Source organism: Erythrobacter sp. S158 (genome assembly GCF_057364915.1).
Map to the genome: position 1 here is coordinate 2213162 of NZ_CP200279.1, position 11991 is coordinate 2225152.

General features: G+C 62.9%; 14 protein-coding genes. 7 read left to right on the forward strand and 7 right to left on the reverse strand.

The window, feature by feature from the left end; translation table 11 throughout:
• Positions 1 to 12: 12 nt before the first annotated feature.
• The 3 genes from gatC to rpsU form a co-directional block, all read right to left on the reverse strand.
• Positions 13 to 315, reverse strand: a complete 303-nt coding sequence (gene gatC, locus AC0V6T_RS10875) for an Asp-tRNA(Asn)/Glu-tRNA(Gln) amidotransferase subunit GatC (protein ID WP_007163239.1) — start codon at positions 313 to 315, stop codon at positions 13 to 15.
• A 41-nt stretch (positions 316 to 356) separates the two neighbouring features.
• Positions 357 to 944: an FKBP-type peptidyl-prolyl cis-trans isomerase gene (locus AC0V6T_RS10880; protein ID WP_486126805.1), complete on the reverse strand. Its 588-nt coding sequence runs from the start codon at positions 942 to 944 to the stop codon at positions 357 to 359.
• A 190-nt stretch (positions 945 to 1134) separates the two neighbouring features.
• Positions 1135 to 1341, reverse strand: coding sequence for a 30S ribosomal protein S21 (gene rpsU, locus AC0V6T_RS10885; RefSeq protein ID WP_006834591.1), 207 nt, complete (start codon positions 1339 to 1341; stop codon positions 1135 to 1137).
• Between the two features lie 216 nt (positions 1342 to 1557).
• Between rpsU and crcB the strand changes: the two genes are divergently transcribed.
• Genes crcB through AC0V6T_RS10910 form a run of 5 tightly spaced genes read left to right on the forward strand, consistent with a single transcriptional unit; the run spans position 1558 to position 4772 of the window.
• Positions 1558 to 1974, forward strand: coding sequence for a fluoride efflux transporter CrcB (gene crcB, locus AC0V6T_RS10890; protein WP_486126808.1), 417 nt, complete (start codon positions 1558 to 1560; stop codon positions 1972 to 1974).
• On the forward strand, positions 1971 to 3170 hold the full coding sequence (locus tag AC0V6T_RS10895; RefSeq protein WP_486126810.1) for an RluA family pseudouridine synthase: 1200 nt from the start codon (positions 1971 to 1973) through the stop codon (positions 3168 to 3170). Before crcB ends, AC0V6T_RS10895 begins: the two co-directional genes overlap by 4 nt.
• Positions 3167 to 3826, forward strand: coding sequence for an HAD-IA family hydrolase (locus AC0V6T_RS10900; RefSeq protein WP_486126812.1), 660 nt, complete (start codon positions 3167 to 3169; stop codon positions 3824 to 3826). Before AC0V6T_RS10895 ends, AC0V6T_RS10900 begins: the two co-directional genes overlap by 4 nt.
• A complete protein-coding gene (locus tag AC0V6T_RS10905; RefSeq protein ID WP_007163234.1) occupies positions 3823 to 4077 on the forward strand; it encodes a hypothetical protein in 255 nt (84 codons plus the stop codon). The genes AC0V6T_RS10900 and AC0V6T_RS10905 overlap by 4 nt, the downstream gene beginning before the upstream one ends.
• Positions 4074 to 4772, forward strand: coding sequence for an ATP12 family chaperone protein (locus tag AC0V6T_RS10910; RefSeq protein WP_486126814.1), 699 nt, complete (start codon positions 4074 to 4076; stop codon positions 4770 to 4772). The genes AC0V6T_RS10905 and AC0V6T_RS10910 overlap by 4 nt, the downstream gene beginning before the upstream one ends.
• Here AC0V6T_RS10910 and AC0V6T_RS10915 read toward each other — a convergent pair.
• From AC0V6T_RS10915 to AC0V6T_RS10930, 4 genes are all read right to left on the reverse strand, one after another.
• Positions 4769 to 5380 (reverse strand): ABC-type transport auxiliary lipoprotein family protein, encoded by a 612-nt coding sequence (locus AC0V6T_RS10915; protein ID WP_486126816.1) that lies wholly within the window; start codon positions 5378 to 5380, stop codon positions 4769 to 4771. The genes AC0V6T_RS10910 and AC0V6T_RS10915 overlap by 4 nt on opposite strands.
• Before the next feature lie 11 nt (positions 5381 to 5391).
• Positions 5392 to 6339, reverse strand: a complete 948-nt coding sequence (locus AC0V6T_RS10920; RefSeq protein ID WP_007163231.1) for an MlaD family protein — start codon at positions 6337 to 6339, stop codon at positions 5392 to 5394.
• Positions 6340 to 6401: 62 nt separating this feature from the next.
• A complete protein-coding gene (locus tag AC0V6T_RS10925; RefSeq protein WP_486126819.1) occupies positions 6402 to 7277 on the reverse strand; it encodes an ABC transporter ATP-binding protein in 876 nt (291 codons plus the stop codon).
• Positions 7278 to 7280: 3 nt separating this feature from the next.
• Positions 7281 to 8393: an ABC transporter permease gene (locus AC0V6T_RS10930; RefSeq protein ID WP_007163229.1), complete on the reverse strand. Its 1113-nt coding sequence runs from the start codon at positions 8391 to 8393 to the stop codon at positions 7281 to 7283.
• A gap of 133 nt (positions 8394 to 8526) precedes the next feature.
• Here AC0V6T_RS10930 and AC0V6T_RS10935 point away from each other — a divergent pair, with 133 nt between their 5' ends.
• A complete protein-coding gene (locus AC0V6T_RS10935; RefSeq protein ID WP_486126821.1) occupies positions 8527 to 9198 on the forward strand; it encodes an enoyl-CoA hydratase/isomerase family protein in 672 nt (223 codons plus the stop codon).
• Positions 9199 to 9240: 42 nt separating this feature from the next.
• Positions 9241 to 11991, forward strand: coding sequence for a valine--tRNA ligase (locus AC0V6T_RS10940; RefSeq protein ID WP_486126823.1), 2751 nt, complete (start codon positions 9241 to 9243; stop codon positions 11989 to 11991).

Here is an 11991-nt window from a genome sequence, read left to right on the forward strand (position 1 = left end):
GTTCAGCTCAACCTATTCGATAACTTTGGGCACGCCGAAAAAGCCGTGCTCGGCCGCCGGTGCGTTGGCGAGCACTTCGTCGCGCTTGCCACCGCCGGTCTTGGGATCGGCGTCGACCACGTCGTCGCGAAGGCGCAGCGTGTTGGGAATAACAGCCGACATTGGCTCAACGCCTTCGACGTCGACCTCGCCAAGCTGTTCGACCCAATTGAGGATGCCGTTCAGTTCCGGCACCATGCGTTCGAGTTCTTCATCGCCCATCTTGATGCGCGCCAATGACGCGATCTTGGCGACGGTCTGTTTATCAACCGACATTGTTGTATTCCTCGGCGGGCGCAAATCGCCCGGCTTTAAGATTATTGCGGTGGTACTGCGCCCGGCACGTCCTGCGCCTGACCTTCCGGAGGGCCTCCAAGACCGCCCTGCATGGCGCGTTGCAGGATCGTTAGGTTCCGATCAAAGACTTCGCGGCTCATGATATCGACCACTTCGATCTCGAACACGAGGTCTGCGTTCGGCGGAATCGGCGCGCCGGAAGGCGGCTCTGCACCATAGGCCATGTCGGACGGGATATAGAGCTCGTACTTCCCGCCCTTCTGCATTTGCTGGAGGCCCTGGTAAAAGCCTTCGATGGTGGAATCAGGCTCGACCGGGAACGGGCTGCCTTCGGGAAAGACGCCTTCGATCGGGAGCGGGATGTCCTGCGATTCGTCGAACACTTCGCCGGTGGAGGCGAGCGAGCCCTTGTACTTTACGAAGACCATGTCGCCCTGCTCAGGGTTCGGCCCTTCGCCCGCGACCAGCGTGTCGATGCTGAAACCCTTGGGCACAGCTGCGAAAGCGAGGCTTGCGCCCACCAGCAGCGCGACGATGACGCCGAGCCAGATCTTGATCAGCGAGCCCTTGGCAACGGGCTGAAGCGGAACGCGGGTAATTTCGGCCATTGATGATCCCTGAAGAAAGCAGGCGCCCCATAAGCAAAAGGGCGCGGAGACTGTCCGCGCCCTGATGGCTTATCCAGTGGCGGGTTTCAAGCGTTTCGCGCTTGTTTTCGGCTCGTCCCTTCCGGGCGCAAAACCGGTTCCCACTTTGGCTGAAGGGCCTCGGCACAAAGCCGCTGCCCTTCGCGGCATCTTACTTGATGCCGTCGCGCTCCATGCGCTTACGCTCGAGCTTGCGAGCGCGGCGAACGGCGGCTGCCTTTTCACGGGCGCGCTTTTCGCTGGGCTTTTCGTAGTGACGACGCAGCTTCATCTCGCGATACACACCTTCGCGCTGCAGCTTCTTCTTGAGAGCGCGCAGGGCCTGATCGACATTGTTATCGCGAACCATGATTTGCATAAACGACTACTACCTCATTTCAAATGCGCCGAGCCCGCTAAACCGAATCGCGGGAATGCGCGTAAATTTGACGCTAAAAACGGCGCGAAACCCACCTTCCTAAGGCTCGGTCGCGCTGAAACTGGAGCCCACATAACGCTCAGCGGCGAAAATGGCAAGGCTTGGAGTGCTTTCACTGTGGCGGCGCAGCCACCTTGTCGCTAATGCGGACCGCTCATGAGCACCGCTTCACTCTCCCCAGCCCTTGCATCGCTCTACGTCGCCCTTGGCGGCGGGATCGGTGCTGTCGGCCGCTATCAGGCGGGACGGCTGGTCACGCATATGGCGCCTTCGGGCGCGACATTCCCCTGGCCGACCCTTGCCGTCAACGTGGTTGGCAGCCTTGCGATGGGCCTTCTGTTCGGCTGGCTGGCGCGGGCAAGCGTGGCCGCGCAAACGGGCGAGACGCTGCGGCTGCTCATCGGGGTCGGCGTGCTCGGCGGGTTCACGACGTTCAGCGCGTTCAGCGCAGAGATGGTGACGATGATGCACCGCGCTGCATACCTCCCAGCCCTCGCCTATGTCGGTGTCTCGGTGATCGCCGGGATGGCCGCTTTCATTATCGGTCTTGTCATGGGGCAGAGTTCATCATGAACAAGAATGCAAACGAAGTACGCCAGTTCACCGTCTCGGACGACGATGACGGAATCCGCCTCGACCGCTGGTTCAAGCGCAACCTTCCCAAGATCGGCTTTGCGACCATTTCGCGCTGGGCGCGGACCGGTCAGGTGCGCGTGGATGGCGGGCGGGTAAAGCCTGAGGATCGGCTCGAAGCAGGACAGGTTCTGCGCGTTCCCCCTGGCGGTGAGGACCAGAAACGCGGTCCCAAGCCGCGCCGCCCTCTCACCGAGGAAGAGATTGCCGAGGCACACGCCATGGTGATCCGCGAAACGCCGAGCGCCATCGTGCTCAACAAGCCTCCGGGCCTCGCGACGCAGGGCGGGAGCAAAACGACCAAGCATGTCGACGGGCTGCTCGATGCCTTTGTCGATGATGAGGAGGAGGACGCCCCGCGCCCGCGCCTCGTCCACCGGCTCGACAAGGATACCTCGGGCGTGCTGCTGATTGCACGCACACCGGGAAGCGCGGCGACTTATTCGCGCAAGTTCTCAGGCCGAAGCGCGCGCAAGGTCTACTGGGCGCTGGTCGTGGGCGTTCCCGAAGTGCGCGAAGGCACTATCGACGCCCCGCTCGCCAAGCAGCCGGGAACAGGCGGCGAGAAGATGCATGTCGACGAGGAAGGCGGCCAGAGCGCGAAGACCCGCTACCGTGTGGTCGAGCGGGCAGGCACGCGCGCGGCATGGGTGGAGCTTGAGCCGCTGACCGGCCGCACCCACCAGCTGCGCGTTCATTTGGCGGCGATCGGCCACCCGATTGTGGGCGACGGCAAATATGGCGGGCAGGATGCGTTTCTCACCGGCGCGATCAGCCGCAAAATGCACCTGCACGCGCGCCGCCTGATCATCGGCACACCTGAGAGCGCAAAGAACAAAGGGGGCGCGGGCGGCAAGCTCGACGTGACCGCCGACCTGCCCGAACATTTTGCGACCAGCATGGAATCGCTCGGCTTCGATCTGTCGCTCAGCGATGCCTCCCCGATCCGCGACGAAGCGCCCGAGCGCACGCCTGCGGAGAAAAAGCAGGCCGCGCGCCGACACGCCAAACAATTCCGCAAAGACCGCCGCGGCGAGCGACGCACCCGCGCGACGTCGAAGGTAACGGCGAAGAAGAAGGCCAAGGGCCCCTCCAAGGGCAAGGGTCCGGGCAATCCGAAGGGTCGCAAGAAGTGACGAGGCTCGCCGTCTTCGATTGCGATGGCACGCTTGTCGATGGGCAGGCCGATGTCCTGTGGGCGATGGCGCATGCTTTCCAGAAAGCGCGGCTTCCCGAGCCCGATCCTGCACAGGTCCGCCGCCTTGTGGGCTTGAGCCTGCCGGTTGCGATCCGCGAACTCGCTCCTGATGAGGACGTGCGCAAGCAGCGAGACCTCACCGAATTCTACAAGTCCTCCTTCCGCGCCCGGCGCGAGGAAGGCCTGCTGAGCGAACCGCTCTATGACGGTATCGCCGAGCTGCTCCATGCTTTGCATGACGACGGCTGGAGCCTCGCGGTCGCCACGGGCAAATCGGATCGCGGGCTCACCGCCTGCCTTGCGACCCACGGCCTCACCGACCTGTTCGTCTCGCTCCAGACCGCCGACCGCCATCCATCCAAGCCCCATCCTGCGATGCTCGAGGCCGCTTTGTTCGAAGCCGCTGCTCAGCCCGCAAACACGGTGATGATCGGCGACACGAGTTTCGACATGCAGATGGCCCGCGCTGGCCGGGTGCGCGGGATCGGGGTCGCGTGGGGCTATCACACAAGCGAAGAACTCGAAGCGAGCGGCGCCGATGTGGTCGTTAGCGATGCAGCGGCCCTGCGCGAAGAACTGGAGCGCGCCTCTTGAGCACTTACACAGACGAAGAACGCGAGCGCGCACAGCAGCGCTACGTCTACCTGCAACTCACCCGCTTTGCCGCGATTGGCGCGGTGCTGCTCGGCATCGCGATTGCCCGCGCTGTCGTGCCTGCGCCTTACTGGCTGGGCGTCGCGCTTGCGGTGGGCGGGCTCGTCGCGTTCTTCTTCGGACCTCCCCTTCTCGCGCGGCGCTTCAAGGCCCGCGACACGCATCTGCCCGAAGGCATGGATAAACCGTGAAGCGATTTTATAGGGAAGTTGACATCCAGCCCGCGCTGGGTGGGTGGCAAGTCACGCTCGACGGGCGTGCGATACGCACCCAGAAGGGCGCAGGCCAGATCGTGCCCACCGAGGCACTCGCCCGAACGCTGGCGGCGGAATGGGATGCGCAGGGCGAGAAAATCGATCCAGCCACGCTCCCCTTGCGCGATATGGCCGATTACGCGCTCGATGTGATCGCGCCCGATCCTGCAGCTGTCGCGGATAAAGTGCTAACCTATGGCGACACCGACACGCTGCTCTACCGCGCCGATCCGGACGAGCCGCTCTTTGCGCGCCAGAAAGAGGTGTGGGAACCGATCACGAAGCGTTTCGAAGAGCGCCACGGCATCGAACTCGTGCGGGTGAGCGGCATCGTGCATCGGCCACAAAGCGAGGCGGCGCTGACCGCATTGCGAAGCGCGCTCGGCAAGCAAACTCCGTTTGCGCTTGCAGGGATCGAGGCGATGACATCGCTCGCCGCGTCGCTGATGGTCGCGCTCGAAGCGAGCGAGCCGGATGCCGATGCGCTCGCTCTGTGGCACGCCGCTAGCCTTGAAGAAGAGTGGCAGGCGGAACTGTGGGGCCGCGACGAAGAAGCCGAGGAACGCCGAACTAAACGAGAATCCGATTACCTGCGCGCACGAAAATTCGTGCGGCTTGCAGCTTCCGATTAAGGGTTCGCAATCGCCCAGTCAGCGACGTCGCCAGCGAGCGTGTTCGCCGCGCGGTTAAGCGCCGGGCCCACATCAGACGCTTCAGCAAGAATACCCTCTTCGCGCGTTTCAAAGCGCCGCGAAGTGACCGTGCCATCGTCGCTGGTCAGGATCGCATTGAAGCTCACCACCACCGACGAAGTCGGCGCGTCATAGCCGAGCTCAATAAGGCTGCCGCGCAGGTAACGCGTCGCAACCGTGGGCGAATCCTCGCCATCAAGCACCAGCATCGAACCGCGCGTGCGCAGTGTTTCGCCCAAGAGGCGGCGGAACAATCGCGCGGGCTTTTCGACCCAGACGGCTTCCTGCAGGTAGGCGATCTCGGTGTCAGAGACGTTCACCGGCACGCGCTGCACGTCGAGCTTGGCCGGGACTTCGGGAGTGAGCACCGCGATTGCCGAGGATTCCCCTGCACGGTTGTGCGATGCGCCCGAGCCAGCCGGCGCCATCGCGGTCGGCGTCAGGCTTAGCAGGCTTTCAGGTGGCTCTGCCCCGCCGAGGCTCACGCAGGCAGACAGTGCGAGGCTTGCGCCCACAAGCGCGGAAAGGGTGAAAGCCGGTTTGATCATTCTCGCAGTTTTCATGGCTCATAATCAGGCAGCGCCTGTCCCCCGAGCAGCGAACCTGCCCCTTGCGTTTCGATCTGTTCGGTAATGGCGCGAAGCGAGCGACTGGTGCTGCGCAAGTCGCGCAGGGTCGCCTCGGCTGCGGGCAAGGTGCCCTCGCGCAGCTGACGCGCGGCGGGCCGCGTGTCTTCCAGCGTCGCCGCGAGCGCAGCCGCCGCCTCGTTCGCGCTGCGCAAGGTGCCGCGCAGTTCTTCGGCCAGAAGCGGGCCTTCCTGATTGATCAGTTGATCGGTCGAGCGTGTCGCCGTTTCGAAAGCGTCAAGCGCCTCGCCTGCTTCGCGAAGCGCAATCTCGAACTCGGCAAAGGTGCCTTCAAGACGAGGTGCTGCATCTGCAAGCTCGTTCGTCAGACGGTTTGAGTTTGCCAGAATACCGCGCAGGTTATCCTGGTTCTCAGGGCCAAGCAGGATGTTCAGGTTCTCGGTCAGCGTTGCCAGCCGCTCCAGCAGCAACGGCGCGTTGTTGAGGAGCGCGTTGATGCCGCCATCCTTGGGCGGGATAACAGGTCTACCTTCCGGGCACGCCGTGGTGTCGCAGGTGATGGCCGGAGCACCGCCGCGCGCGCCGTCGAGCAGGATGGTCGAAACACCGGTAAAGCTCGACTGGATCGTCGCCGTGGTTCCGATCAGGATCGGTACCTCGTCCCGCACCCGGATACGCACGCGCACGAATTCAGGATCGTCCTCGGACAGCGCAATATCGACCACCTGCCCGACCGGGACGCCGGCGTACGCGACCTGGCTACCCTGCGCGAGGCCGGAAACCGACTGCGCATAGAAGATGTCGTATTCGTTGACGTCGCCCTGGTTCAGCCGCGCGATCCAGACGATAAACGCCGCCATTGCTGCAAGCAGCGCCAGCGTAACCGCACCGACCCAGAGGTGATTGGCTCTCGTTTCCATTGCGCTACCCTATGAACGCGCAAACGCGCGCCTGTCCAATATGTTGTGCAAGTGCCACTGGATTAATCCCCCCAATCGGCTGCGCGGCGACCGGCGTTCAGGCGATGCGCGGTCATTGCCCCGCGACCGCGCGGGCCGTTGAAATATTCGTCGATCCACGGATGGCGAGTCTCAAGCAATTCGGGGATCGTACCGACCGCGATGACCTTCTTGTCGGCGAGCACCGCGACCCGGTCGCAAATCTCGTAAAGCGTATCGAGATCGTGCGTGATGAGAAAAACGGTAAGGCCCAGCGTCTCTTTCAATTCGCGCGTCTGGCTGTCGAACTTGGCCGCGCCGATGGGATCGAGACCCGCGGTCGGCTCATCGAGGAAAAGCAATTCGGGGTCGAGCGCCAGAGCGCGGGCAAGACCTGCGCGCTTTCTCATGCCGCCTGAAAGCTCGGATGGAAACTTGGCGACGGCTTCTTCTGGAAGGCCGGAGAGCAGCACCTTGTAGCGCGCGATCTCCTTGCGCAGGTCGTCGGAAAGCTCAGGGTAAAATTGCTTGAGCGGAACCTCGACATTCTCGCCGACGGTCAGTGTCGAGAACAGCGCCCCGCCCTGGAACAATACGCCCCAGCGGCAGCGCACGCCGACATTCTCGTCCGGGTCGCCATCGGTGATGCAGCGGCCCAGCACCTCGATCCGCCCGGCGGTGGGTGTCTGAAGCCCGATGATCGAGCGCATGAGCACCGATTTACCCGTTCCCGATCCGCCGACGACGCCGAGGATCTCCCCACGCCGGACTTCGAGGTCGAGCCCGTCATGCACGGCAAAATCGCCGAACTTGTTGACCAGCCCTTCAACAACGATGGGCGGATGCGAGGCAAAGCGGTCGTGGTCTTCGGGATGAAGCTCTGCGTTGTGCTGGACGGTCATTGCGCGCTTGTCTGCCATGCCTCAGCCCCAGCCGATCTCGGTGAAGAACACCGCAAAGAATGCGTCGAGAACGATGACGGCGAAGATGGCCGAGACCACTGCCATCGTCGTGCGAATGCCGACCTGCTCGGAATTCCCCTTGACCTGCATCCCGTGATAGCAGCCCGCCAGCGCGACGATCAGGCCGAAGACCGGCGCCTTGACGAGGCCAACCCAGACATCGTGCAACGGCACCACTTCCTGAATACGTTCAAGGAAGGTGAAGAACGGGATGCCGAGCGACAGATGCCCAACGACCGCGCCGCCGACGATGCCGACGATCGAGGCGTAAAAGCCCAGCACCACCATCATGAAGGTGCAGGCGAGGATGCGCGGGATGACAAGCCGTTCGATCGGAGAAATGCCGATCGTGCGCATCGCGTCGACTTCTTCGGTCAGCTTCATCGTCCCGATCTGCGCGGCAAAGGCGCTTCCTGAACGGCCTGCGACCATGATCGCGGTCATCAGCACGCCAAGCTCTCGCAAAGTAATGCGGCCCACGAGGTTCACGGTCAGCGTCTCTGCCCCGAACTGCGCCAGCTGGACCGCGCCCTGCTGCGCGATGACGATACCGATGAGGAAGCTCATAAGCCCGATGATCGGCAGGGCCGCCACGCCGACCATCTCCATCTGGCGCACGGTCGCCTTCAACGGGAAGGTCGAAGGATGCCGCAGCAGGCTGCCAAATCCGATCAGGATCTGTCCGAAAAATCCGACCACCCCGTAAACGCCCGAGCGTGCGGCATAGACCTTTTCGCCCAGCGCAAGCGGCACACGCTCCCAGACAGGGGTGCGGTCCGGGGTGATTTCGACATCGCTCGATGCGGCCTCGACCGCTTCGAGCAGGCGCTTTGCAGACGGGGTGGTTCCGGTGATGGCGGCGGATTGATGCGTGGCGAACCGGCACACGACCCACGCGCCAACCGTGTCCATTTCCTCAACATCGGAGAGATCGACCCGGCCTACCTCGTGCCCTAAGCGGCTGAGCTCGCGCTCAAGCTTGCCAATGGTCGAGACAAGCAGCGGCCCCGACAGCGCGAGCATCGTCCCGCCGCCTTCCTCATCGTGAAGCGTGAATTGAGCGCCGCCGTCCATTGCCTCAAGCGTATGCGCAACTTTCCCGCTCGGCTCAAGCGGTGTGTTGGTTAAATCATACAACGATTGTGGCAATTTGGACGCTACTGAGGCAATCGAGAGACTGCGACGCGCGCTGAGGGAGGAGTGGCATATGGACCATCTGGGCATCGAACAACGCGGCGATGTGACGCTGGTGACGCTCGACAATCCTCCATACAACACCGTCCATGCAGAAATCATGCGCGAAGCCTCGCGCCGTTTCCGCGAAATGGCCGCATCGAGCGACGTCCAAGCCGTCGTCCTCACCGGTGCAGGCTCCGATTACAGCCGCGGAATGGACCGCAAGGTCGCGGAAAACTTCACCGACGAAACACGCGAGGAGACGCGCGAGGCAATCAATCACATGATGGCGGACATGCACCGCTTGCCCTGCCCGCTGGTTTCCGCGGTCAACGGCCATTCGATCGGGGCTGGCGGCATCATGATGCTGTGTTCGGACTGGGTCGTTGCGGCTGATTGCGACTACAAGATCGGCCTTCCCGAAGCGAAAGCCGGGCTCCCTTTTCCGACTGTCCCGCAAGCGATCATCGACCATTGGCTGGACCCGGTATGGCGGCGCAGACTTGCGCTTACCTCGCAGCTGTTCGGACCCGAGCAGGCGGCTGCTACAGGCCTCGTGGACGAGATCGTTTCGCCGGAGACCTTGATCGACATTGCAGTCCAGCGCGCAAGCGAAATGGCAAGCCAGCCCGCCTTTCGCGACTGCAAGCGCCAGCTGCGTGCCAAGGCCAATGCTGAGATTGATGCAATTCTCGCCAAATAGGCGGTTGGCACGCGCGAATGGCAGTGGCATTGGCCATCGGCTATGAGCACTGAACTCTCTACGACTTTCGACCCCGCTGCGATTGAGAAGCGGTGGTATGCCCACTGGGAAGAAACCGGCGGTTTCCGCCCTGAGCGCCCTGATGCGGAACCCTTCACCATCGTGAACCCGCCGCCCAACGTCACGGGCTCGCTTCACATCGGCCACGCGCTCGACAACACGCTTCAGGATATCGTGATCCGCTATGAGCGCCTGCGCGGCAAAGACGCGCTGTGGGTGGTCGGGACCGACCATGCGGGCATTGCGACGCAGATGGTGGTCGAGCGCCAGATGGAAGAGCGCCAGGACAAGCGCACCAATTACTCGCGCGAAGGCTTCGTCGAGAAGGTGTGGGAATGGAAGCACGAAAGCGGCGGGACCATCACCAATCAGCTGCGCCGGCTTGGATGTTCGATGGACTGGTCGCGCGAGCAGTTCACGATGGACGAGCACTTTACGAAAGCCGTGCTCAAGACCTTTGTCGACCTCTACAACGATGGCCTCATCTACCGCGACAAGCGGCTGGTGAACTGGGACCCCAAGCTCAAGACCGCGATCAGCGATCTTGAGGTCGAGCAGCAGACGATCCCCGGCCACTTTTGGCACTTCAAGTATCCGCTCGCGGACGGCGTGACGCTGGATTCGGGGCAAGATTACATCGAGGTCGCGACCACGCGCCCCGAGACGATGCTCGCCGACATGGCGGTCGCGGTTCACCCCAACGATGAGCGCTACAAGAGTGTTGTCGGCAAGCACGTGATCCTGCCGATCACCGGTCGCCGCATTCCCATCGTCGCCGACGAACACGCCGATCCCGAGCTTGGCTCGGGCGCGGTGAAGATCACGCCGGGTCACGACTTCAATGACTTCGACGTGGGCAAGCGTGCAGGCTTTGAAACCGACGACATGCTCAACATGCTCGATGGCAACGCCGATGTCTGCCAGACGGCAGACGGGCTGGTGCCTGAGGAATTCGTCGGCCTGCATCGCTTCAAACGGGACGGCAAGGATGGCGCGCGTGAATTGGTGGTTCAGCGGCTCAAGGAGCAGGGCTACCTGATCCCGCATATCGCGAAGAGCAAGAAAGGCGAAGAGGTCGAGCACGACGCTGAACCGCGTGCAATCGCAACGCCATTTGGTGATCGCGGCGGCGTGGTAATCGAGCCATGGCTGACAGATCAGTGGTACCTCGATCAGAAAGCCCTCGCAGCAAAGCCGCTTCAGGACGTGCGCGATGGGACAATCGAGATCGTGCCGAAGGTTTGGGAAAAGACCTTCTACAATTGGATGGAGAACATCCTGCCCTGGTGCATCTCTCGCCAGCTATGGTGGGGGCATCGGATCCCGGCTTGGTTCGACGCGGATGGGAATGTTTTTGTCGCAGAGAGCGAAGATGCAGCGCAAGCGCAGGCCGGTGAGGGCGTTGAACTGACGCAAGACCCAGACGTCCTCGACACGTGGTTCTCTAGCGCGCTGTGGCCGTTTGCCACGCTCGGCTGGCCGGAAAAGACCGACCTCTTGGGCAAGCACTTTCCCAACTCGCTGCTCATTTCCGGTTTCGACATCCTGTTCTTCTGGGATGCGCGCATGATGATGATGGGGCAGTACAATATGGGCGAGGCCCCGTGGCCGCGCCTCTATCTGCACGGCCTCGTGCGCGCGGCCGATGGCTCGAAGATGTCGAAGTCGAAGGGCAATGTCGTCGATCCGCTCGGCCTGATCGACCAGTTCGGCGCGGACGCGCTGCGCTTCTTCATGGCGGCGATGGAAAGCCAGGGCCGCGACATCAAGATGGATGAGAAGCGGGTCGAGGGTTACCGCAACTTCGCGACGAAACTCTGGAACGCGACGCGCTTTTGCCAGTCGAACGGCATCGGCGCATCGACCACACTTAAGGCCCCGACCGCGCGTCTTGCCGCGAACCAGTGGATCATCGGCGAGGTTCAGGCCGCGTGCGAAGAGATCGAGGCGGCGATGGCCGACCTGCGCTTCGACGCGGCGGCGAATGCGATCTACCAGTTCACCTGGTCGAAGTTCTGCGACTGGTATCTTGAGCTCATCAAGCCGGTCTTTGCGGAAGGTTCCGATCCGGACGCCATGCCCGCCAAGGAAACCCGCGAGGTTGCCGGTTGGGCGCTCGACCAGATCCTTGTCATGCTTCACCCCTTCATGCCCTTCATCACCGAAGAGCTGTGGCACGCCCAAGCCACTTACCGTGGGGGTGAGCGCAAATACGACCTCATCACCGCTGCGTGGCCCGACCCGCGCGCGGAAGTCAGCAAGGATGCAACCGACGCGATTGACTGGGTGATCGACCTCACCACCAATGTTCGCAGCGCCAAGAACGAGCTGGGCATCCCGCCGGGAGCAAAGCTCGCGGCCTATGTGCCTGAGGCGAGCGCGCTCGCGACCAGCACCATCGACCGCTCGTCCGCAGCTATCGAACGCCTCGCTCGCCTGACCCCGGTGGTCCACGGCGACGCGCCCGATGGCCCGGCGATGCAGGTCACGGCTCTTGGCGACGTCTTCGTCATCCCGCTCGAAGGGATCATCGATATCGACGCCGAGAAATCCCGCCTCGAAAAGGCGCTAGCCGCCAGCCAAAAGGAAGCAAAGAGCCTCGAAGGCAGGCTGTCGAACACCAACTTCGTCGAACGCGCCAAGCCCGAAGCGGTCGAGAAAGCCAAGGCCGACTTCGCGCACCACTCGGGCGAGGTCGAGCGGCTGACAGCAGCGCTGGCGCGGTTGGGATAG

Coding starts and splice junctions, on each gene's coding strand:
- AC0V6T_RS10915 (WP_486126816.1), bottom strand. CDS start 5,380: ATGATCAAACCGGCTTTCACCCTTTCCGCGCTTGTGGGCGCAAGCCTC.
- AC0V6T_RS10935 (WP_486126821.1), top strand. CDS start 8,527: ATGGACCATCTGGGCATCGAACAACGCGGCGATGTGACGCTGGTGACG.
- AC0V6T_RS10920 (WP_007163231.1), bottom strand. CDS start 6,339: ATGGAAACGAGAGCCAATCACCTCTGGGTCGGTGCGGTTACGCTGGCG.
- AC0V6T_RS10880 (WP_486126805.1), bottom strand. CDS start 944: ATGGCCGAAATTACCCGCGTTCCGCTTCAGCCCGTTGCCAAGGGCTCG.
- gatC (WP_007163239.1), bottom strand. CDS start 315: ATGTCGGTTGATAAACAGACCGTCGCCAAGATCGCGTCATTGGCGCGC.
- AC0V6T_RS10940 (WP_486126823.1), top strand. CDS start 9,241: ATGAGCACTGAACTCTCTACGACTTTCGACCCCGCTGCGATTGAGAAG.
- AC0V6T_RS10895 (WP_486126810.1), top strand. CDS start 1,971: ATGAACAAGAATGCAAACGAAGTACGCCAGTTCACCGTCTCGGACGAC.
- AC0V6T_RS10925 (WP_486126819.1), bottom strand. CDS start 7,277: ATGGCAGACAAGCGCGCAATGACCGTCCAGCACAACGCAGAGCTTCAT.
- rpsU (WP_006834591.1), bottom strand. CDS start 1,341: ATGCAAATCATGGTTCGCGATAACAATGTCGATCAGGCCCTGCGCGCT.
- crcB (WP_486126808.1), top strand. CDS start 1,558: ATGAGCACCGCTTCACTCTCCCCAGCCCTTGCATCGCTCTACGTCGCC.
- AC0V6T_RS10930 (WP_007163229.1), bottom strand. CDS start 8,393: ATGGACGGCGGCGCTCAATTCACGCTTCACGATGAGGAAGGCGGCGGG.